The organism is Pseudomonas sp. CHM02 (assembly GCF_000612585.1).
GTDB lineage: Bacteria > Pseudomonadota > Gammaproteobacteria > Pseudomonadales > Pseudomonadaceae > Aquipseudomonas.
The window spans coordinates 36,032-58,060 of sequence record NZ_JFCA01000044.1; the positions used below are offsets into that span (position 1 = coordinate 36,032).

The window sequence follows — 22,029 nt, forward strand, 5'->3', positions numbered from 1 at the left end:
TCCGATACGAGTTTGTTATCGGAAAGGAAACAATCGACGCTAGCGTCTGAGCAATGCCGGCGGCACTTGGTCAAAGCGCCTAAGCAGTTACTTCTTGGTCTTTGAAAATAGCGGCGAGCCAGTCCATGAATGCGCGCACCTTGGGAGAGCGGTATTTGCGATCACTCAGGAGCAACGACACAGGCTTGGGAATGGTAGCGAGATGCGGCAGGACTTCCACCAGCTCACCAGAATCGATATGTGGCTGCAGGGAAGGGCGCAGGCCCTGCAACAGCCCCAGACCAGCGAGGCCGCAGCTCAAAAATGCCTCCGAGTCATCGACCACAATCCCGCTCTTGAGCGTCACCGCGACGGTCTCGCCATCGATTTGAAATTTCCAGGGCATGATCTGGCGGCGATGATCGATCAGAAAGTTGACAGCGGAATGCGTGTCCAGGCTTTCCAAATCGGCCGGCATGCCGTGTTTTTCGATGTAGGCGGGTGCTGCGCAGGTGACCATGGCTACTGTTCCGATTCGGCGCGCAATCAAACTCGACGAGTCCAGTTCGCCCAGGCGGACGGCGCAATCAACCCCCTCTGCGATGAGATCGATCTGGTGATCGGTTGAACCCAGGATCAGCTCGATCTCGGGATAGACCTCCCGGAACTGGGGCAGTGAAGGAATGATGAACGCTTTGGCCAAGGTTACCGGGACATCCACACGCAGCTTGCCGCGAGGAGGTCGGTCGGGAGAGAACCATGCGACCGTATCGGCGAGATCCGCCAACATCTGTTTGCAACGTCCGTAGAATTCCTCGCCTTCCGGAGTGACATGTATCTTGCGTGTCGTGCGGTGCAGCAACTGCACATTAAGCTCTTGCTCTAGGTTTTGGATGGCCTTTGAGAGAGCGGGACGATGAAGCCGGAGAGACTCCGCCGCGCGCGTGTAACTTCCCTGTTCTACGACGCTCACGTAGATCTCCATCGCTTCGATCATATTCATTTTTGGGTCTTCTACTACGGGTGGGGCCAGACAGCCGAAGGGGGTTGGATGTGAGTCTAGCAACGCAAGATCCATCGAAGCCTATCAGAAGATCCAGCTTTGTTGGCCAGCAAGCCGCAGACGTGCCCCGTGACCACGCCAATGCTCGGGACGGTGCTGACTGGCGGTAACCTGCACGGCGGGCAAGCTTTGGAAGCACCTTACCAGCATGGATGCCCCGATCCGCGTCGCTTTTACTTCCAGGGAAGCGAGCAAATGAGATCGCGCGGCCGGCTTGAGAACCCTCAATTGTAATTTTTAGAATTACAATCTTGTTCCAAAAGTGACCTTTATCCGCCTTATCTGTAGAGAAACAATGCCTTCCAGCTCGGGCATGGCCGAATGACTCGGCGCGCCCTTACATTGGTTGGAGTAGAACTATGAAAGCTTGGTTGCTGCAAGATTTTGGTCTCGATAATCTGAAACAAGGCGAGACTGAAACCCCTACCCCTAAAACCGGTGAGCTGCTGGTCAAGATCGGTGCTGTCTCCCTGAACTTCCGCGACAAAGCAATCGTGGACGGCATCTACGAACCGCACATGGTTCCTAAGCCTCTGATTCCTGTCAGCGACGCAGCCGGTACAGTCGTCGCCGTGGGCGAGGGTGTTAGCCGCTTTGCTGTAGGTGACCGCGTCAATTCCCACCTTTACTCCCGCTGGATCGAGGGCATGCCTGCTCACGACGAACCGGACTATTGCTTCGGCTCTCCGCTGCCTGGCGGCCTCGCTGAATACATGATCATCCATGAGGACAGCGCAGTTCGTGCGCCGGATGACATGAGCGATGAAGAAGCTTCGACCCTGCCGATTGCTGCGCTGACCGCGTGGTACTCGCTCGTAGATTTCGGCCAAATCGAAGCTGGCCAGACCGTGCTGGTACAGGGCACCGGTGGCGTGTCGATATTCGCAGCGCAGATCGCGATGGCACTGGGTGCCAAAGTCATCGTGACTTCCAGCCGTGATGAAAACCTTGAAGCTGTGATCAAGCTGGGTGCCGTGGCTGGCGTGAACTACCGTAAAACCCCTGACTGGGCTGCAGAGGTATTGAAGGTCACCGACGGTAAGGGTGTGGATCTGCTGCTCGAAGTCGCCGGCGGTGACGGCATCAATGACTCTGTTCAAGCGACCAAAGTCGGAGGCAAGATCGCTCAGATCGGCTTCCTGACTGGCCAATCGACCAATCTGAACTTGATGCCATTGATCTTCCGTCAAACGACCATTCGCGGTATTGCAGTAGCACCGCGCTCGTCCTTCGACCGGATGAACGAGTTCCTCAACTCCCACCATATTCGTCCCGTAATCGATCACGTCTACCCGTTTGAGCAAGCACGCGAGGCTTATGAGCACTTGGCTCGCGGCCCATTTGGCAAGGTTGTTATCAAGGTCAGCTAAACCCGCAAAATCGAAGGGGCGACTTCCAGTCAGTAGCGTCCCTTTTCAATCCCCGCTATCCCACGACAGGGGGCTACCTTCCAACCTGGCGTGAAAGAGCCGTTCAAGGTTCGCGAGGCCTGAATGGCCTCTTTTCATTTTGCCGGACGGTTTTTTGTCTGATTGGGATGCAGCCGGCACTTCAAGACTCGACCAACTAGATGCCAAGTTGGTCGGGAGATTTTTTCAATACGGGGTGGGCTAAGCAATTGGTCTTCCTGGTTTTGGGCCACTGCCGCCGTTGCAGATCCCGCCTTGGCAGTGGCTTTTTTACAGCGCAACTCAGTTCTGGGGCACGAAATGGCCTTGGTTTCAAAGGGGAGAACCTGAAATGAGCTCAATGCCCAGCAAACCACGCATTTTTATCACGGGGGGGGGGAACCGGGTACATCGCCGGTAGCTTTCTGCACTTGATGCTGTCACGCGACTACCTCTCGCGATTTGAGATCTCAGCGCTGGTACGCCGCAAACAAGATGCGGAAAAGCTCAAGTCCATGGGCGTCATTCCAGTACTTGGCACCCTCGATGATCGTGACTTGATTGTGGATCAAGCAACCAACGCCGATGTAGTTTTCAACACAGCCAGCTGCGACCATCAGGCAAGTGCCCAATCAATAGTTATAGGTCTGACGAGCCGGTGGAAAAAGACGGGGGTACGTCCCGTCCTGATACACACCTCAGGCGCAGGGGTTCTGTCGGACACTTCATCTGGCCGAGGTGAATCCCCGACCGATGACAAGCATGCAGATATTTGGGATGACGCGGATGCCGAGAAGCATGCGGCGATCCCCGCTCATGCACCGCATCGCCTGGTCGACCTCAAGGTCTTCGAAGCGGCGAAATCCGGTTCGGTTAAAACCTATCTTGTCGTACCCCCAACAGTTTTCGGCGTAGGCCTAGGGCCATTTGCGGAGCACCGTGCATCAATCCAAATCCCGCGGTTGATTTATCAGTCCCTCATCCATAGGACAGTCCAATACGTGGGCACAGGCCAAAACGTCTGGGCTAACGTGCACGTAGGCGATTTGGCTGAGCTCTATTTGCTGATCCTGGAGGGTGCTCTCGCTGGCACGGCTCCGGAAGGTAGGGAGGGGCTTTTTTACCCAGCTACTGAGCACTTTACGTGGGCAGCGGTCGCTCACCGCATAGCGGCAGTATTTGACTCGACCCAAATTTTACCGAATGCCGAGCCGACTACAGGCCTGCGGCCAGGTTGGTTCTGGGGTAGCAACGTACGACTTCAACCTACCAATTGCATAGCACTCGGCTGGGAGCCCCGTTTGGGTGGTGCCGCTGCAATGCTGGGCGGGGTTGAAAGCGATCTGGCATTGGTCTCCCAACTGATCAACGCCTGAACCGGTACTGGACAGCGGTTCAGGTTCCTATCTGCATCGTAGTGACGCGATGTCCGTGATGAAATCAGGATCAGCCGCGACATTCGTCGCGCGCTGACACCATCGATTGGTGCTGTCTTCGTGACTCACGGCTAGGCTGATACACCCCAGCGGGCGGTGTTCAATTGGCACTTAGTTATGCAAAGCGATAATTGATTGTTTCCTTTGCAGCTATCAATGCTTGCGAAACCTCATGATAAAATTTGTCTCATACACCGATCAACTAGATCGCGATACTAACCCTTAAGTTTCCAGTATGGCTGCCAACTCAGCCGAACTATGCTGGGAGAGGATACTGTCGTCATGAAAGAAGCATATAAACCGCTCTTTGAACCCTATCGACTAAATAATGGGGTGGAAATCAAGAATCGACTTACTGTAGCTCCACTGACGATCTATGATTCGGGCCCCAACGGAGAGATGACCGAAACGGGTCGCAATTTCTGGACAGATCGATTCGAAGGGTTTGGGCTCTTCATCATGCCTTTTACCAACGTGCATCCAACCGCAATTGGATTTGAATCGCCCAATGCCATTGATGAGTCTGACCTGCCAACCCTGATCGAATATGCAGAAATCGCCCATGAGCAAGGCGCGAAAGCTGTCGTGCAACTGGCGCATTCTGGGCTACGTGCTGATCCGCGGATGACCCGGGGGCAGGGTGTGATCGCTGCGACCGGCGACATGAGCGGCCGTTTTCGCACGATGACGGATGCAGAGGTTCGCGAGCAGGTCGCGAGTTTCGCCAATGCTGCCGAACTGGTGATGCGTGCAGGGTTTGACGGGGTCGAAATTCATGGAGCGAACGGATGGCTGATTCAGCAATTCGTTTCCGCTGCTACGAACCTGCGTACCGATCACTGGGGCGGCACTCTTGAGAAGCGTTTTAACTTCCCATTGGCGCTGGTTGACGCCATAGACGAAGTGCGCAAAAAACATAACCGTCCAGATTTTATCATTGGCTACCGTTTCTCCCCTGAAGAACCTGGCGAGGATGGTATTACAATGAAAGAAACGTTGGCACTAGTCGATGCGCTGCTTACTCGGCCACTTCAGTACTTGCACATTTCGCTTTGGGACTTTTATAAGCAAGCTAGGCGGGGTGCGGACAGCCACCTGACGCGCATGCAGATTGTCCACGACCACATTGCCGGGCGAGTACCTTTCATGGGGGCGGGCAATCTTTATACCGCGGACGATATGCTCGCTGCATACCAGACAGGATGGGCTGAATTTATCGCAATCGGCAAGAGCATCATGCTCAATCCCAATTTGATCGAGCTGATCCTCAATGATAGGGAGGCAGAAATCGAAACGAGCTTTGACTGGGAGAAGAAGGACTTTTATCGCTACACCCCAGCGATGCTGCAGGGTACGCTGGCGGGGACTGATTTCTTCCCTCCATCTAAGCAGAATGGCGTTCGTTACAAAACCAACCACTTCTAAGTTGGTCTTGCAATACTAATAAATTACCGCGCAACGCCGCAGCCTAGCGTCCAGCTCTGCGATAGGCGTCTTTTAGAGAATTCAATTATGAAAAGGCTAGACATTGCTACGCAGAGCGGAACGCTATTGACTGGCGTTCTGTTCCCGTCAACTGGAACAGATACGGTGGTGATCGCTATAACTGGCGTCCATGGTAACTTCCACTCCAATCCGTTTTACTACAACATCGGGCACACCCTGAGCGCCTCAGGTATTGATTTTATCTACGCGCAGACCCGAGATGCGTTTGGAGAAGATGAGATCGTAAACACGATCACTGGTCAAAAGGAAAGCATAGGTTCTTTCAACGAAGATTTCACAAAGGCTGAAGAAGATATTGCCGCCTATGTAGACTATGCGTACCACGCCGGGTACAAAAACATTATTCTCGCGGCCCATTCTCTGGGTGTGAATAAGGCCATTTACTACCTTTCCAGAAACAACGATGCTCGGATAGCAAAATTTATCTTTCTGAGCCCGGCCAACATCAAGCATCTCACCAGTGTAGTGACGCAAGAACAGCGTCAGCTTGTCCTCAAGTTTCGCGAGCAAGGTATGGGGCAGGAGATGCTGCCGTTTCCATTGCTGGGTTGGCTGCCTTGTGTAGCGGACACTGCATACCAGTGGTTGTATACCGACATTCTTGACAACGTTCACGTCGAGGCTGACCAGGATTTTTCACAGGTTGAGAAAATCGAGCATACGGGTGCGCTTATTATCGGCACCTATGACCGGTTCACCTACGGTGACCCGTCGGGGTTCCTTCGCAATATCAACGATCATATGCAATTCGCCCATGATAATGAGCTGATTTTCATTGAGCGCACTGGCCATACGTACCAGGGCAAAGAGCAAGAGTTGGCTGAATCGATTCTGGGGCTTGTCCTGAACTGGCACAACGAGAGTTTTGCGAAGGAGCCAGGACGTGCCGTTCATCGTATCCAAGGTTAATGTCCCGATAACCCCCGAGCACGAGTTTCGCCTCAAAACAGGCCTCGGCCGAGCAACTGAATGTATACCGGGGAAAACGGAAGCATCACCGATGCTCGAGTTTGAAGCTGAATGCTCGTTGTACTTGCGTGGGGATAACAGCGAGCCTATGGGCTACATAACGGTCGCTGTGTTTGCCAATCCTGACCAACGGGGGTATGCGCAACTGAGCCCGATGATCGCAAAGCTGTTCCACGAGACCCTGGGCATCGACCCTACCAGCGTGTTCATCAAGTACGAAGACATCAGTTGCTGGAGCATTGCGGGTCACGTGTTAAGTTGAATGAGAGGAAGAGATGCCCAAAAAACTGACGATCAGTAACTTCACCGATCCCATGATGGGGCTCTCTTATGAAAGCGAGCCTTTTTTTCGTAAGCTCGAGACTCACTTTCAACGTCGAGTCACTCTGAAGTTCATCATGTCAGGCCTTGTGCGCAACGTGTATGACTTTGTTGACCCTAATGATCTGCTGATGGGGCGGGAGTTAGCGCTAGATCGGTACAACGCAAGACTTGCCAAGATATACGAGGACGAAGAATACATTTCTGGAATGCCCATCAAGATGAAAGGGCTCCAGCTTTTTTCGACCGAGCATACCTCCTCAATTCCCCTAAATTTGGCCTATAAGGCTGCGCAGATCGTCGACATCAGTAAAGCAGATCTGTTTCTCTACAATCTGCGTTACGCGACCATTGTCGAGTGCAGGCCTACCACTCGGTTTGACGAGATCCTGGCCGTGGTCAAGCGAACGTTGATAGATGTGGATGCATTTGTCACTTGCTACAACGACGGCCGCGCGCAGGCTGCATTGGACAAGGATTTTCAGTTTCGACAAACGTTAGGGCTAAGGACATTGCCGGCTTACCTTTTTGAGTACGACGGCAGGAACACCTTGGCGAAAGGCGTGCTGAACTATGATGATTTTTGCCAAGTGATAGAGCAACTGACTAACAACGAAATGGTCGAGATCCCTCCTGTGGTTTCTCTTGAAAGCGTAAGGGAACTGGTCAATCTGCACCCGCTAATCTCGCCGATCGAGATTAAGTATGCTCTCAACTTGGCAAGCCTGGGGGAGGTCAAAGAGTTGATTAAGCCTCTGCTATCTAGCGGCGAAATTAGCATCCACGATGTGCCCAATGGTTGGTTTATTCGCCGAGTGTCAGCTGACAGCTTGTGCTGAGGACTTAGTCGGACAACCCGACATTCTAGCCACACCCGCCTTAGCCCTGGACTACGGAACTTCACCAGCCTTCACAACGTCGGCAACTCACCACAATAGGTGGATACATGAGTTGATGCTCGCGGGTGAGGTTGGACATCCATGCAAAGAACACCGCCAGTTAACGCCCGTAGTGTCAGGCCGCAGGGCCATCCGATAATCTCGAAGCCACCAAGCCCAATGCCTTACACCGGGTGCCAACCAGGTTCCTGTATCAAGGATTCGGATTGCCTTGGGCTGGGGGCTGTCCAGCTGGCGATAGGGATGGTGAATTGCTTGAGGGTGACGCAGAGGTGACCGCACGATTAATGTTGTACCGATACTGAAGCGCGAGATCATAAGCGGTATCGAAGTGCGGCCCCAAGGTACCCCCCATTGACTGATGTTGGCTGGTTACGGTGCTGTGGTCGGTATCGGTTAGCAGGTTTGTGAAAATGAGCCAAGAGTGCAGGTGAGGGGTCGTCTGGGTAAGCGTGTTACCTACCGCTTCGGACAGCTTTCGCGCTTTCCTATCATCGGTGATGAAGGCTTGTCTGATGCTCATGGCGAAAGCTATGGATGACAACTCACCTTTGCCAAGGCGCTTTCGGCTTTCCAAATCTGCGATCGCTTGAAGATCGCTGATACTGCAGGAGTGAGCTTGGAACCTGCCTCGCTGCTGCTCACGTTTAAGCCGCTCCCTGAACTCCAGATCTGCCGCGCTGGGATTCGTGCGGGTTTTGACTAAGCACTCGTAATGGACAAATGCAGTCATGCAGAACTCGCAATTCGCTTCACGCGCGGCCGCATATAAGCGGATGGACGACAACACATTCCAGACTGAACAGGTGTCTGCCACATTGATGCGGTGAAAGCTTGAAGGATCAATAGCCATGAAGGGTTCGTCCGTAAAGTTTTGCTAGGTCTGCAAGCTCTGCGTAGCCACAAAGCAGGGCTTCCGAAAGTCGGCCAAGGCTAATCAGATCTTGGCTATAAGCCTCCAGGCATAATCCAACATAATGATCGGACAGGCCCCGTGTGAGTAAGCTCACCTTTCTGACGCGCTGTTCAGCGGTGAGTCGCTCTGGGAGCTCAGGATCTACTTTTGCTTCTCTTGGCACTCGATACTGGCGAATCCGCCGACTCGTATCATCATCGACTAGCCGCGCCTCCTTTACGGCTATGCCTAACGCATCACAGCTCACCCGAAATTTATTGGCCCAGTGCTGTGCATCACTTTCCGACCAACCAGAGGGATCCGGCAGTTGGCGGACGACTTCCTCGGGCATGAGATAGCACGATGCGAATCGGTTCGCGCGCACCTCGCGCATGTCCGATCCGTCACCCTGCAGTGTCACACTTGCGCCCTCATGACTGTCGAAGATAGCGTGAGCCATCTCGTGAGCAGCACTGAAACGCTGTCGATAGACATCCTCTGTGTAGTTGACCAGGATGCATTTCCCTGCTGTGGGATGTTGGATGAACACACCCGAGATTTTGGAGTTAGAAAGCTTTCGTCGGAATACGTGGACGCCCACCGACCGGAACTCGGCATACACGTCCAGAGGCACTTGCCTCTCACTGTGCCCCATCGCTTTACGCAGCGCCGTGGCGGCATCTTGCGCATGCCCCTTAAAGTAGGTTCCAGTGGGCGAGAAGGAAAATTCTTGGAACGCACCATGCAGTTCCTGCGTTAGGAACTGCTCTGTGTCGCAGAGGTACAGAAATTCCTGGATGGCCGAGCGATCCTCTTTCGAGAACTCCTTGCCGTGTGCCCGATAAAGGGTCTCCGTTTGTTCGAACGGGGCCACCTGCTCGTTGGAGATAAAGAACTTGAAGTCACATCGATAGACGTCGGCGAGGATGAGGATTTCATCACCCGTGGGCTCTACGACGCCCAGTTCGATTTCACTCAGACGCTCCACGGAGATCGCAGTGCCGTTGGCCACGTCTTCCTGTGTGGCTTCCAACTGGCTCCGATAACGCTGCAATTTTTCGCCGAGCGATTGAAGGTTCATGCTGCATTTGTGTCCTAGACGGCACTGGCGTGTGAAGACATCTTAGCTCAGGTTGTCTTGGATACTGGTACCGCGCTCAACCCGGAGTGCACCTCAGGGAAGTGTTAGGCCGTTTGGGGTGCTGAGCCGCTCAGAAAGTCTGATGCGACTATGATCTGGGTGGCTAGAAATGACGGTGGATTGCGCACGGCATTTTATTGCGTGGGCAAATAAATGGATTCTCCCTGGATGGAGATACACCGCCGTCATAAGCGCTGGAGTTAGAGTTGCTCATCCACCACAGCGCTTTCGAAATCGCGTCTGGCGCAGGGTCAGAGGGATCCACACCCGACCCGTTCTAGGGAAAGCCCACTCAGTATCTAGCGATGCTGGGCCGTAGGGCCGTCGCCAGTCCACTGGTGACTGGCTTGTCCTTTGCCACTTGATCATCCACAGAGCACTGTGATCATCCCACGCACTGCGATTCCGACCACTGCGCCGGCGAGCGCCGGAGCGATCGTGCTCATGATCCGCGGGCCGCCCGCCGTCAAGATGGCGACACCGGTGAGGTCTAGCGGGTGCAGGAGAAATCCCGCGCCTTTCCAGAAATGCTCTGGAACAAAACCTGGTTGCTTCGCCGTTTCGTGGGTTAATCCGACAAAAGCTGTGTTGCCGGCCAAGAATTTGGTGATGGTGGGCAATATGTAGACTGGGTCGATCCCAATCACCGTTAACAGCGGACTCATTGCGGTTACCAGCCAACCGATTGCACCGGCGGCCTGCAGGCCCATCACGATGACCAGTGAAAGCAGCAGCATCGGGATGATGCCCAAGATCGATTGAATGGCTTCAGCGCCAGCGGTGTTGATGATCATCAAAAGGGGCTGACGCTCCGAAGCGCGAACTTCAACTGCAAGCGGTTCCTCGCGAAGTCCGGAGAGGCGTCGGCCAAAGAACCAGTAGGTTACTGTCGCGGCCGTCAGACCTCCAATGGTGGATTCGAGGAGGGTGAATCCCACATGAAGCCCGTACGAGGCGAGAGGGAATGTTGCGTTTGCCGGTGCAATCGCAAGTACACCCGCTAACGTGGCACCAAGCCCCCTGGTAGAGACCCCGCGAGCCTCCATGGCCTTCATCGTCGGCAGCGGCGCGATGAAACTGATCAGGCTGCCTTGCAACAGAGCCAGCGCACCTAACCCTGGCAGGCCGAATGGGCGCGCTATCGGGGTGAGCCACTGTACTAGCTTGTCCAACACGCCATACGCCTCAAGGAGTCGCATGATGATGGTAAGTAGCACCATTATCGGCAATAACGTATAGAGTGCGACCTCGAGCGCACTACGCCCGGCACATAGAATGACGTCAATCATCACTTCAACCTTCAATATTTTGGGAGCGAGAAAACATAACCTGGTCTTGAATTCCGTTTCGATTAAGTTATGACTGCATCACTCGAGCCTGGAACCGCGGGAAAGCAATTGCTTGATAAGCACTTCGCGCCCATCAAATGCATCGCTATTAGATGCCTGTAGGATACCGGTTGGCGTCGATATCTTTAACCAGCGATTGGATAATTGATTGTTAGTATTTTATTGCGCAATCCGATGATGCAATGATTTGAAAAAGTACAAAGAGTATGTGCTTTGCATTGGGAACTCGGATCTTCATGTCGATGCTTCAGTCGTTCAGCGCGATCATCAGTAACATGACATTTGCGAACGAGATCAGGCCGAACAGTCCCCAGGCTAGCCAGCGTACCCATGGCCGATTGACGAACTCACCCATCAAGCGGGAATTGCTGGTGAAGCGGATCAAAGGCCACAGTGCAAAAGGGAGTTGAAGGCTTAGCACTACCTGGCTCAGCACCAGCATTTTTCCAACCGCGCTGTCACCCAGCCACCACACGCCAATCATTGCCGGGATCAACGCTATGCCCCGTGTGATCAGGCGGCGTGCCCAGCAGGGAATAGAGCGCTGAAGAAAGCCTTCCAGCACTACTTGTCCCGCAATCGTGCCCGTGAACGTCGAGCTTTGCCCTGAGGCCAGCAGGGCTATGCCAAATAGCAGGCTCGCAAAGGCGCCGCCAACAATGGGGTCTAGCAAATGGAACGCGTCCTGAAGCTCCACTACATCGGTGTGGCCGGTGCGGTGGAACGCTGCAGCTGCCAAGATCAAAATCGCTGCATTGATAAGCAACGCCAACGTCAAAGAAGCCAACGTGTCCAGACGGGCAAATTGTATGGCAGTTGCCTTGGCCTTCGGCTCATGGGAGCGAACTCGCGCCTGAACTAGTGAGGAATGCAAGTAGAGGTTGTGCGGCATCACCGTCGCTCCAAGAATCCCGATCGCCAGGTACAGCGGCTCCTGATGGCTCAAGACATCCCAACTCGGACGCAGTCCGGCAACGACGTCCGGCCAATACGGTTTGACCAATACAAGCTCCACGAAGAAACAGGCACCGATCGTACCGATGAGGCCCAGCACGATTGCCTCGAGGCGACGTACATTTGCCCGTTGCAAGGCCAGAACCAGCAGCGTGTCAAAGGCAGTCAGGACTACCCCGGTCATGATCGACACCCCGAGCAACAGGTGGAATGCAAGGGCGGCTCCTAGCACCTCCGCCAAATCGGTAGCCAGGATGGATAGTTCGGCCAGGAGCCATTGACCCCGTGCGACCGCAGGTGGGTAATGCGCGCGTGATAGCTGTGCAAGATCTCTTCCGGTCGCGATACCAAGCCGCGAGCTGAGGTTTTGCAAGACCATGCCCGTAAAGCTCGCCAGCACTACAACGAAGAGGAGGGCGTAACCGAACCGCGAGCCCGCTTCTATAGCCGTCGCCCAGTTGCCAGGATCCATGTAACCCACTGACACCATCAAGCCAGGCCCGAGAAAATGCAGAAGCTTTCGCAAGTTGCGACCCTTAATTGGGGTCTGCAAAGGCTCATTCGTAGACGCTAGCCGAGTGGAGGCCGAGGTCATGGTAGTCAGCATGATTCGTCGATACCTAAGGGGGAGGGGGTGGCGGCTCGCTCGTCAGCTGTTAAGCGGCTGCACGCAGACGTGCGGTGGACGAAGCCACCGCACGCTAACGAATATTTGTAATGAGCCCTCATCTGGCCCCGGCCTTTGGGGCCGAGAACCCGACAGAGTGATCAATCATCCAGCGAGGAAGGTGCGCCATATTCCGCGGCGACCCATGCATAACCTTCGCCTTCCTGGCGGACGCGGCCGATGCCGGGGAACGGTTGGTGCGAGCCGCCGACTACCCACTGACCCTTGACGGTATCAGCCAGTACGCGCTTACGAGATGCCACAGCCATTTCAGGGAAGACGTCCAGCTCGATGGTCGCGGCTGGGTGAGGCAGCTGGATCGCAGGGATGTGCGAGATGTCCCCCCAGAACAGCATGTTCTGGCCAGCCGAAGTCACCATGAAAGCTGTGTGTCCTGGGGTATGGCCTGCGGCATCAACTGCAGTGATCAAACCAGGAACAATCTCATCACCGAAGGCGAAAGTGTTGAAGCGATCGCTTGCGATGTAAGGAGCGGCTGCGTCAATGGCGATCTGGACGAATGCTTTCTCGCCATCAGGTAGGCCGTCCGCGGTGTTGGTGTCCAGCCAGAAGTCTGCATCCGCCTTGTGTGTCCAGACGATCGCATTCGGGAAGAACCCGACACCTTGTTCATTCGTGATGCCGCCGATGTGGTCGGGGTGCATGTGAGTCAGAATAATGGTATCGACATCCTCGGGGGTGTAGCCGGCGGCTGCGATGTTCTTGAGCAATTTGCCCATAGTTGGGCCAGCGACATGGGCAGAGCCTGCGTCGACCATGATCAGCTGTTTGCCATCGTGAATCAGGAAGGCATTGACGGCGGAGTCGACGTCGGCGTTGAGTGCATGCATTTGACGGGTAAGGTCTTCAGCACGTTCTTCGTCGGTCAGGCCGGTAAGTGTCATTGGGTCAAGACTTACATAACCGTCATACAGGGCGGTTACTACAACATCACCATGCGCATACCGGAAGAAGCCTGGAGCTTGAGTGCGTTGTACTGCAACTTTCTTTGGGGCATTTACGAGGGAATTCATTTTGTGACTCCGTTGTTTGGTGTGGGAGCCAGAATAACGAGCAGCATGTAGATGATAAATCCTCGTTATATTAATTGATTGGCAATCCTCCATTAACAGTGATTGTTATTGTTTAAGTAATAGATTGTTATTGCGTGCCGCATGTTTGGCCCGAACTAACTTAAGTCGCGCGACCAGGCGGTGCGAATAGTTGTCGAGATGTGCTCAACGAACACCCTCGTCTTGGCCGGCACTAGGCGTCCTGGAGGCATGACCGCATGGATACCCCCGTTCGCTACACCCTGCCAACCTTGAAGTATCCTCACCAGGCTTCCGGATTTCACAGCAGGCCCTGCCAGCCAGTCAGGTGTCAGGACAATACCCAGTCCCTCTATTGCAGCTGCCAGGAGGGCTTCTGAGTTATCTGCCGTCATCGGGCCGGATGGTTTGATAGCTCGCTGGGAGTCCTTGCTCACCAAAATCCACTCTGGCCAGCTCGCATGGCTGGTAAAGCCTAGACAGGCATGACTGGACAGATCCTCGGGGTGCGAAGGGACACCATGTGCCCGCAGATATCCAGGCGACGCGAAAAGCGCCGTTTCAGATGGGGCGATCCACGTGGCCGTGTTAGTACTGTCCTTTAAAGCGCCCAGCCTGATTACGACGTCGAACCCTTCTGCAACCAGATCGACAAACCTGTCACTGAAGGCAGCATCTACTCGTATCTGCGGATGCTTGGCCAGAAATCCTGGCAGAGCGGGGGCAACCCACTGCCGACCGAAGGTGACGGGCACAGAGATTCTCAGCAGGCCTTGGGGTTTGGAAGCAAGATCGCTGGCTTCTTCTCCTGCGCTGCTTAGGTCTTCCAGGATTCTGCGCACACGCTGGTAGTACTGATTACCCACTTCAGTTAAAGCAACCTTGCTGGTGGTGCGTGAGAGCAGGCGAACACCCAATTTTTTCTCGAGTCGACTGATCCGACGCGAGATGATGGTGGCATCACGGCCGACCACGTTTGAGGCCTCTATGAAACTGCTGTGTTCCACTACGGCGATAAAGGTTGTGAGTTCCTCAAGGCTAAGCGCGCTCAAAGACTACTGCAAATTCCGCATCATTCAAATGCACCGACTGCTGATTATCATTCGATTATGCATCTTTAGACTGGATCAAGTCCTTTCCTACAGCAGGCGCTTCACATGAAAACATTCCTCAGTATTGGTACCGGGCCAGGCATTGGCTTTGAGACTGCATTGCGCTTTGCACGAGAAGGCTACCGGGTCATCTTGAGCGCTCGAGATCAGCAGAGAACCCAAGCCCTGGTCGAAAGACTGAGCATCGATGGGTATGACGCGCATGCGCGCTTTGTAGATGCGTCCGACGCGAGTTCCATCGGTCAACTGATTGCAGCCGCCGAAACGCAATTTGGCACCCTCGACGTGGTGCACTACAACGCCGCCAATCTCAGGCAGTCCACGATAGACGACCAGCCGAGCACCAGCTTCAACGCCGACCTGGCGGTTAACATTGGAGGTGCACTGGCGGCCACTCAGTCAGCACTGACGGTGATGGGCAAAACCGGAGCGGGCACGATCTTGCACACCGGGGGTGGCTTCGCCCTGTACCCAAGTCCAGACTATTTGTCACTCAGCATCGGCAAGGCAGGCATCCGCGCCCTAGTGTTGGGATTGTTCGAAGCACTCAAAGTCCGTGGCATCCACATCGGTACTGTCACGGTCGCAGCGAACATTGCACCTGAGTCACCAGAAGCCTCTGCGATCGCACAGCGCTTCTGGGAGATTCATCAGCAGCCCTTCAACGAGTGGAATCCGGAGATCACGTTCACGGCCGAATGAGGCAACATGTCATAGACGTCTGGCCACTCAGGCCGGAAGAGAGTGATCCTGATGTCCTTACTCGTCCTAGAGTGAGGCCATAGCGCGCTCGCACCCGAGCTGGAAGTAGAATGCGGCAAATGTTGACCGATGAAGCTTTGCAAACTCATAACGCTGTACGCCGGCATCCCATCGGATGCTGGCGACCATGATCAGAATCCGGCGAAGTAAGACAGGCAGTTCGCTTGTAATGCGCAAGGATGAGGTGGCACACGGCTACCCGGATTGCCAGCACGTTCACTAGGAGTGATTTATGCACCAGTCGACAATGAGCGTGGTCGAGGCCCTGAAATCTCGTCGCTCCGTGAGGGCGTTTCTTCCAGATCAGGTCAATCAGGAAGTATTGAAGACCATCCTGAGCCAAGCGGCGCGTGCTCCCTCCGGGAGCAACATTCAGCCGTGGAAAGCGCACATCCTTACCGGTGAAACTAAGGCTGCTTTGTCTCAACGCATCAAGGATGTGCAGAGCGACCCAGACCAGGATGCCCTCCACACGGAGGAGTTTGCCTATTACCCCAAGCACTGGAAGTCACCCTACATCGAGCGTCGCCGCGCATTGGGATGGGGGCTGTACTCGCTGCTGGGGATCACCCGCGATGACAAGCAAGCCATGAAGGCCCAGCACGCCCGTAATTTCGATTTCTTCGACGCTCCCGTCGGACTCATTTTTACTACGGATCGCAGCATGGAGCAGGGCACTTGGCTCGATTTTGGGATGTTCGTTCAGAGCGTGATGCTGCTGGCTCGAACGTTTGAACTGGATACCTGCCCCCAAGCCGCATTCAACCGTTACCACAGGCTAGTGGCTGAACAATTGAGCCTGCCAGATGATGAAATCATGGTGTGCGCCATGAGCCTGGGCTATGCAGACCACAGTAAGATCGAAAATACGCTCGCGAGTGAGCGCATTCCTGCCGAAAGCTTCGTGAGGTTTCACGGCTGAGGCGATGTACAATCCCAGCGCTCGGGAGACACGTCAATGATCGATCACCTGGATCACATCGTACTCACCACCGTGGACGTTGAGGCGTGCAAGCGCTTTTACATCGACGTGATGGGCATGCAGCTCGAGACATTTGGAGAAGGGCGGCTAGCGTTTCGTTTCGGCATACAGAAAATCAACATTCATCTGAAAGGCAATGAATTTGAGCCTAAAGCGCACTTGCCGGTGCCAGGATCGTTAGACCTGTGCTTCATCGCCAGTTGCACGTTGGATGAGGTCATGAAGCGCCTGACCACATTCCAATGGCCGATCATTGAAGGCCCTGTCCAGCGTACCGGTGCGACCGGGCCGATTCGCTCAGTGTACGTGCGAGACCCTGATCTCAACCTGATCGAGATCTCCCAACTTGTAGTCGACTGATCGCTGGTGTGACTCTTCTGGAGGAGGGCACCGCCCTAAAGTCCGGGGCAGTCTGCCTTGAAGAACGCACCTGCGCCTCTGGCAAGGGCGGCAGTTTCAACACCTGCGCTGGAGTGACTGCTGCTTTGACGCGCGAGGGCCGCAGACCCTGGTCGATTCAGCAGCCAGCTGTTTACCCATTTTCACGGTTTGCAGAGCACTGGTGGGGACGCCATGTTGGCACCTGAACCGCATCGATATGGGCGCCCTGTATGTCCGCCGATTCTTCCGCTTGTTAGGCCGGTTGGTAACGCTCCTGGCCATCGAGTAATCCGGGCGCCGCTCGGGTAACTAGCTGATTCTCTCCCCACTCATCGCCGCAAAAGGGGGGGCATCGAGACCGTCATTTACCAGTGATATCCGCTCTTACTGCTGGTAGAAAAAGGTGATTTCACTGTATTTCATATTTCTTTTAGAGACCCCCCTTGAAATTTTTTAACGGCGACGGAGTTTTGTATTTGAGAGCAAAAGAAAAAGCATAGATCTTCGTCACGCCGCTTTATGCGCCCCTGATCGCCACCTTTGAGGTGATCGGACTTGAGTCGATTTGGGTTTTTCAGCGCTGTTCAGGGTCTGGTTTCTTCTTCGGTTTTGGCTTCTGGCTGATGCAGCCGTGCTGACGGTGCATGGTTCTACAGGCTTTAGGGGCATCGGTTATTCGGCGGCTGTGCCGCCGCCTTCTCTTTGACTACAAACACAGAAAAACCACTTCCCAAAAAAATCGTGGATTTGACTTGAGCACCGCATACCGCGGCCGATCCACCCGCGCCCATTGCGGCTAAAAGGTCATGGCTCAAGGTAATGCGTGGCGATTTTCAAACTCATCAGGATTGGGGCCAAAGGGCGACATGCTCGACGCTGATGACGGTTTGAGCGAATATTGAGGGCTGGCTGGAAACAGCGCCCCTGAAATGAGATCGATGCTGGAAACCGAACTTGAGGTGCTGATTTGGTCGCTAGCGGCCCAAGCGTATGGGCCGAGCCTCGAACCAATTGTGTCCCAGGCACTGATGCAATACCGGAGGCGCCCGGGGCTCGACGATCCTACGCGAATTTATCAGTCCAGCATGGAGTCATCAGCCTTTCAGGCGTTAGCTCGCGCGTTCATAGCCAATGATCACTCCGGCCTTTGCCTGGAGAATGGCTACATCGAAATGCGGTCAGGGCTTCGCTGGCATCTCAGCCGGCGTTTGCAGCAAATTCTCATCGAAGACGAGCATGCAACAGATGCGATGCGTGACAACTACTTCTCGGCCGACCTGGGGCTGTAGGGGGGGCATCTGTCGAGCTCCGTGCGCCCTATGGCCGCTATCGTGGCCTTCGAGTCATATCCGCTCCCTGCCATTGGTGCTGCAAACCTAGCTTAGAGGTGCAACAGGCTAAGTACGGCCTGCGCAAAATCAGCTGGCGCCTCTTGGGGTACGTTGTGTCCAACGCCATCGAGGATTAATCGCCGCGCAGAGCCGGTGAATTTGATCAACGCTTGTTGTTCACTCTGAGCCGGTGTGACGCCGTCGTTTGAGCCTGCCAATATGACCGTAGGTACGGAGATGTCGGGTTGAAGCGCTAGCTGGTTCTGGATGTGCGCGTACTGAGGGTCGCCCGCGACTAAGCCGAACCGATGGCGATATGAATGGGTGACCACGTCCACGAAGTCAGAGTTTTGGAAGGACTGTGAGGACGCTGCGAACGTTTGATCCGAGAAGTGCCAGGTAGGCGACCACTGCTTCCATAAAAGCTGACAGAACGCGTCACGGTTCGCCTCAAGCCCGGCATAGCCGCGGGCGCCGTGCAAGTAATACTGATACCACAAGCGGTTCTCAATCTCGGGCGCGACGGGGATACTCGCATTAGCGATGTCCTGAATGTTGTAGCCCGACTCACGGCTGACCAAACCCGATACGCGCTCCGGCCAAAGCGCTCCAACCACGCAGGCTGCCCGGCCACCCCAGTCGTAACCAGCGACCACGGCCTTCTCAATCTTCAGGGCATCCAGGAGTTCCAGAAGATCAGCGCCCAAAGCCGCTTGCTCACCAGAGCGAGGGGTAATGGAAGCAATAAAGCGAGTGCCACCGTATCCTCGTAACCGTCCGGCCAAGTCATCTACCCAGCCCCGCCAAGCCAAGACATGGTGTGCACTTAAATTTAAGTGGGCACCAGTTCTAGCCTTTTAAGCGGGTATTTCATGCAGCCAACACGCCGTTCCTATTCCAAGTCCTTCAAAGCCCAAGTCATTCAAGAGTGTGCCCAACCCGGCGCTTCGATTGCCAGCGTCGCACTCAGCCATAACCTCAACGCAAACCTCGTCCACAAATGGATTCGGCTCCAATCGCAGAAAAGCACAGCGCTGCAACCTGCATTTATTCCGTTACCCGTGCCGGTGGCCGGGGCAAGCTTGCACTCAGCATCATCGAATATCTGCGTTGAAATACAACACCCGAGTGGCACCGTCAAAGTGAACTGGCCCACTGAAAATGCTGCTGCCTGCGCGACCTTTCTTCGAGACCTTCTGCGATGATTCGCATCGACTCCATCTGGCTCGCCACCGAGCCTATGGACATGCGCGCCGGTACCGAGACGGCATTGGCCAAGGTGATCGCTGTGTTCGGTGCGGCGCAGCCGCACTGTGCTTATATGTTCGCCAACCGCCGCGCCAATCGCATTAAAGTGCTGGTGCATGACGGCTTCGGAATATGGCTGGCGGCGCGCCGGTTAAACCAAGGCAAGTTCCACTGGCCTGGCATTCGCCATGGTTCTGAGATGGAACTGAATGCCGAGCAACTTCAGGCATTGGTGCTGGGTCTGCCATGGCAACGCGCAGGTTCTGGTGGCTCGATCACACTGCTTTAATGGCTGCCATTAGCATATCGGTCTATCGCCGCGAATTGCCTGCTCTGGCAAAATCGGCCCCATGACTTCGCTACCCAATCTTGATCACTTGACCCCTGAACAACTGCGCGCCTTAGCGGCGCAGTTGATGCAGCGTGTCGAGAGCCTCGACCACCAGGTCGACACGCTGGGCAAGACGGTCGAAACGATGGGTAAAACCGTTGAGACGATGGGCAATAAGATCAACCGCGACCAAACGTTGATCGAAAAGCTGACTCATGAGATAGCCCAGCTCAAGCGGTTGAAGTTTGCCAAACGCAGCGAGCAGATGAATCCTGAGCAGGCCAGTTTGCTCGATGACCTGATCGATACCGATATCGCGGCAATTGAAGCAGAGCTTCAAAGCTTACAGGCAGTGATTACTCCGACCGAGAAAAAGCAGAAGCCCAAGCGCACGGCATTGCCGACGGAGTTTCCACGCACCTTGATTCATCACGAACCGGACAACACTAACTGCGCATGCGGCTGCGCCCTGAAGCGCATCGGCGAGGACGTCAGCGAGAAGCTGGACTACACGCCTGGTGTGTTCACAGTGGAACGCCATGTGCGCGGCAAATGGGTCTGCGATGACTGCGAAACGCTGATTCAGGCACCGGTTCCGGCACAGATTATTGATAAGGGCATCCCAACTGCCGGGCTGCTGGCCCATGTCATGATCGCCAAGTTTGCCGACCACCTGCCGCTTTACCGTCAGGAATCAATCTTCGGTCGAGCGGGTCTGGCGACTCCACGCTCAACCTTGGCTCAATGGGTTGGCATGACCGGCGTGCAGTTACAGCCGCTGGTCGATGCACTGCGCGACGTGGTACTTGGGCAGCAAGTTATTCATGCCGATGAAACGCCGGTGCAGATGCTCATGCCGGGAACAAAGAAAACCCATCGTTCCTATGTTTGGGCTTACGCCACCAGCCAGTTCTCGGAATTGGCAGCGGTGGTTTACGACTTCAGTCCTAGCCGAGCCGGTGAGCATGTTCGCAACTTCCTGCAAGACTGGAGGGGCAAGCTGGTCTGCGATGATTTTGGCGGTTACAAAGCCAGCTTCGAACTTGGCGTGACCGAAATCGGGTGCATGGCCCATGCGCGGCGCAAGTTCTTCGAGCTGCATGCGACGAATAAAAGCACGCTCGCCGAGCAAGCCCTGCGCTATATCCAGTTGTTGTACGAAATCGAGAGCGAAGTCCGCGATCTGGAGCCAGATTTACGGCGCCAAATACGGCAAGAAAAAGCCGTCCCGGTGATGGACATGCTGCATGCCTGGATGATCGCCCAGCGCGCTCTTGTGCCCGAAGGTTCGGCGATCAGTAAAGCACTCGATTACAGCCTGAAACGCTGGGCAGCGCTTTCGCGCTACCTCGATGATGGGGCCGTACCCATAGACAACAATTGGGCCGAAAACCAAATCAGGCCATGGGCTCTTGGTCGCAAAAACTGGCTCTTCGCTGGGTCGCTACGCAGTGGCAAACGGGCGGCAGCGATCATGAGCTTGATACAGTCTGCGCGGCTGAATGGTCATGACCCGTATGCCTATCTGAAGGACGTTCTCACGCGCCTGCCGACGCAGCGGGCAAATGAAATCGAGGATCTGCTGCCACATAAGTGGGCGCCCGTTTAGCCGCGAAAGGCTTGTCGGCAACCGTCTACTTCAAGCGGATATCAGTCAGCTTTAAATCTCCAATGCCAAGGCTCATAAGCGTAGCCGGCGGCATTATCGATTGGGTAAGACATGTGAAAACCAAATGATCTCGCGTTTTCTGTCAGCCACTCATAGGCTAACGAACTCTCAAATTCTCGCTCAAGTACAGCGCTTCCGGACGTACCTATATCGACGGCGCACCCGGTATGGTGTTCGCTAAAAAACGGAGGAGCCGAGACCGTCAGGATCTCTTCAATACTTAAACCCGAAGCTAGTTTTTTTTTGACTATTGCAGCCTGCCGTTCAACAGTTCTGAAGGCCGAAACAATGTAAATATTCACACCATGCTTGTTGGCAGAAGCCTTCAGCTGCCGCCAGGCCTGAGCAGCAAGAGGCACCAGCAAATGCTGTCTACCGTTTGCATCAACTTCAGCAAGCTCAAGAGCCTTAGCCTCATCGAACTCTTGGAGGTTGCGACCAATCACGGAACTCAACGATATGCCTAGGTCATCGAGCATTCGCAGTGCAGGGGGCGTGTAGTACATCATACGAACCGAAGGACAGAGGGTAATCTAGCCTACCAGAGCCGGTGCATAGATCAGCTCTCTTCACTACTAATAGTTGAACTTCACC

Annotated in this window: 21 protein-coding genes and 1 pseudogene; 13 read left to right on the forward strand and 9 right to left on the reverse strand. The window is 54.7% G+C overall.

All coding sequences use genetic code 11. The features are described from left to right. Positions 1–79: 79 nt before the first annotated feature. Positions 80–982: a LysR family transcriptional regulator gene (locus BM70_RS0123660; RefSeq protein ID WP_025858334.1), complete on the reverse strand. Its 903-nt coding sequence runs from the start codon at positions 980–982 to the stop codon at positions 80–82. Between the two features lie 419 nt (positions 983–1,401). Between BM70_RS0123660 and BM70_RS0123665 the strand changes: the two genes are divergently transcribed. The 6 genes and pseudogenes from BM70_RS0123665 to BM70_RS0123690 all read left to right on the forward strand — a co-directional run bounded on the left by BM70_RS0123665 (position 1,402) and on the right by BM70_RS0123690 (position 7,501). Next, positions 1,402–2,412 carry an NAD(P)-dependent alcohol dehydrogenase gene (locus BM70_RS0123665; protein WP_025858335.1) on the forward strand — a complete coding sequence of 337 codons (1,011 nt, stop codon included), beginning with the start codon at positions 1,402–1,404 and terminating at the stop codon, positions 2,410–2,412. A 425-nt stretch (positions 2,413–2,837) separates the two neighbouring features. After that, a pseudogene (locus BM70_RS31525) lies at positions 2,838–3,806 on the forward strand (NAD-dependent epimerase/dehydratase family protein); the annotation flags it as partial. A 342-nt stretch (positions 3,807–4,148) separates the two neighbouring features. Beyond that, positions 4,149–5,291: an NADH-dependent flavin oxidoreductase gene (locus tag BM70_RS0123675; protein WP_025858336.1), complete on the forward strand. Its 1,143-nt coding sequence runs from the start codon at positions 4,149–4,151 to the stop codon at positions 5,289–5,291. 87 nt (positions 5,292–5,378) lie between these two features. Continuing rightward, positions 5,379–6,281 carry a DUF1749 domain-containing protein gene (locus tag BM70_RS31955; RefSeq protein WP_025858337.1) on the forward strand — a complete coding sequence of 301 codons (903 nt, stop codon included), beginning with the start codon at positions 5,379–5,381 and terminating at the stop codon, positions 6,279–6,281. A 91-nt stretch (positions 6,282–6,372) separates the two neighbouring features. Continuing rightward, positions 6,373–6,603 (forward strand): hypothetical protein, encoded by a 231-nt coding sequence (locus BM70_RS0123685; protein ID WP_051556786.1) that lies wholly within the window; start codon positions 6,373–6,375, stop codon positions 6,601–6,603. Between the two features lie 13 nt (positions 6,604–6,616). Further along, positions 6,617–7,501, forward strand: coding sequence for a DsbA family protein (locus BM70_RS0123690; RefSeq protein ID WP_081782118.1), 885 nt, complete (start codon positions 6,617–6,619; stop codon positions 7,499–7,501). 253 nt (positions 7,502–7,754) lie between these two features. On the opposite strand, the gene BM70_RS0123695 is transcribed toward BM70_RS0123690, so the two are convergent. From BM70_RS0123695 to BM70_RS31535, 6 genes are all read right to left on the reverse strand, one after another. Next, entirely contained in the window at positions 7,755–8,414 is a 660-nt protein-coding gene (locus BM70_RS0123695) for a hypothetical protein (protein WP_025858340.1), read from the reverse strand. Beyond that, positions 8,404–9,537: an ImmA/IrrE family metallo-endopeptidase gene (locus tag BM70_RS0123700; RefSeq protein ID WP_025858341.1), complete on the reverse strand. Its 1,134-nt coding sequence runs from the start codon at positions 9,535–9,537 to the stop codon at positions 8,404–8,406. Before BM70_RS0123700 ends, BM70_RS0123695 begins: the two co-directional genes overlap by 11 nt. A gap of 425 nt (positions 9,538–9,962) precedes the next feature. After that, on the reverse strand, positions 9,963–10,886 hold the full coding sequence (locus BM70_RS0123705) for a nucleoside recognition domain-containing protein (protein WP_043274342.1): 924 nt from the start codon (positions 10,884–10,886) through the stop codon (positions 9,963–9,965). Positions 10,887–11,193: 307 nt separating this feature from the next. Beyond that, positions 11,194–12,507, reverse strand: a complete 1,314-nt coding sequence (locus BM70_RS0123710; RefSeq protein WP_051556787.1) for an Nramp family divalent metal transporter — start codon at positions 12,505–12,507, stop codon at positions 11,194–11,196. 161 nt (positions 12,508–12,668) lie between these two features. After that, positions 12,669–13,601 carry an MBL fold metallo-hydrolase gene (locus BM70_RS0123715; protein WP_025858344.1) on the reverse strand — a complete coding sequence of 311 codons (933 nt, stop codon included), beginning with the start codon at positions 13,599–13,601 and terminating at the stop codon, positions 12,669–12,671. A 155-nt stretch (positions 13,602–13,756) separates the two neighbouring features. Continuing rightward, positions 13,757–14,671, reverse strand: a complete 915-nt coding sequence (locus tag BM70_RS31535) for a LysR family transcriptional regulator (RefSeq protein ID WP_043274343.1) — start codon at positions 14,669–14,671, stop codon at positions 13,757–13,759. Between the two features lie 105 nt (positions 14,672–14,776). Here BM70_RS31535 and BM70_RS0123725 point away from each other — a divergent pair, with 105 nt between their 5' ends. The 4 genes from BM70_RS0123725 to BM70_RS0123740 all read left to right on the forward strand — a co-directional run bounded on the left by BM70_RS0123725 (position 14,777) and on the right by BM70_RS0123740 (position 18,145). Next, entirely contained in the window at positions 14,777–15,433 is a 657-nt protein-coding gene (locus BM70_RS0123725; RefSeq protein WP_025858345.1) for an SDR family oxidoreductase, read from the forward strand. A 292-nt stretch (positions 15,434–15,725) separates the two neighbouring features. Next, the gene (locus BM70_RS0123730; RefSeq protein WP_025858346.1) at positions 15,726–16,415 is read left to right on the forward strand and encodes a nitroreductase; all 690 of its coding nucleotides are present in this window, start codon (positions 15,726–15,728) and stop codon (positions 16,413–16,415) included. Between the two features lie 36 nt (positions 16,416–16,451). Then, positions 16,452–16,835: a VOC family protein gene (locus BM70_RS0123735; RefSeq protein WP_025858347.1), complete on the forward strand. Its 384-nt coding sequence runs from the start codon at positions 16,452–16,454 to the stop codon at positions 16,833–16,835. Positions 16,836–17,794: 959 nt separating this feature from the next. Then, entirely contained in the window at positions 17,795–18,145 is a 351-nt protein-coding gene (locus BM70_RS0123740) for a hypothetical protein (RefSeq protein ID WP_025858348.1), read from the forward strand. 92 nt (positions 18,146–18,237) lie between these two features. On the opposite strand, the gene BM70_RS0123745 is transcribed toward BM70_RS0123740, so the two are convergent. After that, a complete protein-coding gene (locus BM70_RS0123745) occupies positions 18,238–18,999 on the reverse strand; it encodes an alpha/beta fold hydrolase (RefSeq protein ID WP_025858349.1) in 762 nt (253 codons plus the stop codon). A 60-nt stretch (positions 19,000–19,059) separates the two neighbouring features. Between BM70_RS0123745 and BM70_RS32655 the strand changes: the two genes are divergently transcribed. The 3 genes from BM70_RS32655 to BM70_RS0123755 all read left to right on the forward strand — a co-directional run bounded on the left by BM70_RS32655 (position 19,060) and on the right by BM70_RS0123755 (position 21,375). Continuing rightward, a complete protein-coding gene (locus BM70_RS32655; RefSeq protein ID WP_155952193.1) occupies positions 19,060–19,392 on the forward strand; it encodes a transposase in 333 nt (110 codons plus the stop codon). Further along, positions 19,389–19,724: an IS66 family insertion sequence element accessory protein TnpB gene (gene tnpB, locus BM70_RS0123750; protein WP_025858350.1), complete on the forward strand. Its 336-nt coding sequence runs from the start codon at positions 19,389–19,391 to the stop codon at positions 19,722–19,724. Before BM70_RS32655 ends, tnpB begins: the two co-directional genes overlap by 4 nt. Positions 19,725–19,785: 61 nt before the next feature. After that, positions 19,786–21,375 (forward strand): IS66 family transposase, encoded by a 1,590-nt coding sequence (locus BM70_RS0123755; protein WP_025858351.1) that lies wholly within the window; start codon positions 19,786–19,788, stop codon positions 21,373–21,375. Between the two features lie 41 nt (positions 21,376–21,416). Here BM70_RS0123755 and BM70_RS0123760 read toward each other — a convergent pair whose 3' ends face one another. Then, positions 21,417–21,881: a D-alanyl-D-alanine carboxypeptidase family protein gene (locus tag BM70_RS0123760; protein ID WP_218187300.1), complete on the reverse strand. Its 465-nt coding sequence runs from the start codon at positions 21,879–21,881 to the stop codon at positions 21,417–21,419. Positions 21,882–22,029 lie beyond the last annotated feature (148 nt).

Bases quoted from the DNA above. Each gene is read 5' to 3' on its own strand.
- BM70_RS0123725 (WP_025858345.1), top strand. From the start codon at position 14,777: ATGAAAACATTCCTCAGTATTGGTACCGGGCCAGGCATTGGCTTTGAG.
- BM70_RS0123735 (WP_025858347.1), top strand. From the start codon at position 16,452: ATGATCGATCACCTGGATCACATCGTACTCACCACCGTGGACGTTGAG.
- BM70_RS0123665 (WP_025858335.1), top strand. From the start codon at position 1,402: ATGAAAGCTTGGTTGCTGCAAGATTTTGGTCTCGATAATCTGAAACAA.
- BM70_RS0123695 (WP_025858340.1), bottom strand. From the start codon at position 8,414: ATGGCTATTGATCCTTCAAGCTTTCACCGCATCAATGTGGCAGACACC.
- BM70_RS0123705 (WP_043274342.1), bottom strand. From the start codon at position 10,886: ATGATTGACGTCATTCTATGTGCCGGGCGTAGTGCGCTCGAGGTCGCA.
- BM70_RS0123685 (WP_051556786.1), top strand. From the start codon at position 6,373: ATGCTCGAGTTTGAAGCTGAATGCTCGTTGTACTTGCGTGGGGATAAC.
- BM70_RS0123660 (WP_025858334.1), bottom strand. From the start codon at position 982: ATGAATATGATCGAAGCGATGGAGATCTACGTGAGCGTCGTAGAACAG.
- BM70_RS0123690 (WP_081782118.1), top strand. From the start codon at position 6,617: ATGCCCAAAAAACTGACGATCAGTAACTTCACCGATCCCATGATGGGG.
- BM70_RS0123740 (WP_025858348.1), top strand. From the start codon at position 17,795: ATGCTGGAAACCGAACTTGAGGTGCTGATTTGGTCGCTAGCGGCCCAA.
- BM70_RS31955 (WP_025858337.1), top strand. From the start codon at position 5,379: ATGAAAAGGCTAGACATTGCTACGCAGAGCGGAACGCTATTGACTGGC.
- BM70_RS0123700 (WP_025858341.1), bottom strand. From the start codon at position 9,537: ATGAACCTTCAATCGCTCGGCGAAAAATTGCAGCGTTATCGGAGCCAG.
- BM70_RS0123730 (WP_025858346.1), top strand. From the start codon at position 15,726: ATGCACCAGTCGACAATGAGCGTGGTCGAGGCCCTGAAATCTCGTCGC.
- BM70_RS0123755 (WP_025858351.1), top strand. From the start codon at position 19,786: ATGACTTCGCTACCCAATCTTGATCACTTGACCCCTGAACAACTGCGC.
- BM70_RS0123710 (WP_051556787.1), bottom strand. From the start codon at position 12,507: ATGCTGACTACCATGACCTCGGCCTCCACTCGGCTAGCGTCTACGAAT.
- tnpB (WP_025858350.1), top strand. From the start codon at position 19,389: ATGATTCGCATCGACTCCATCTGGCTCGCCACCGAGCCTATGGACATG.
- BM70_RS32655 (WP_155952193.1), top strand. From the start codon at position 19,060: ATGCAGCCAACACGCCGTTCCTATTCCAAGTCCTTCAAAGCCCAAGTC.
- BM70_RS0123715 (WP_025858344.1), bottom strand. From the start codon at position 13,601: ATGAATTCCCTCGTAAATGCCCCAAAGAAAGTTGCAGTACAACGCACT.
- BM70_RS0123675 (WP_025858336.1), top strand. From the start codon at position 4,149: ATGAAAGAAGCATATAAACCGCTCTTTGAACCCTATCGACTAAATAAT.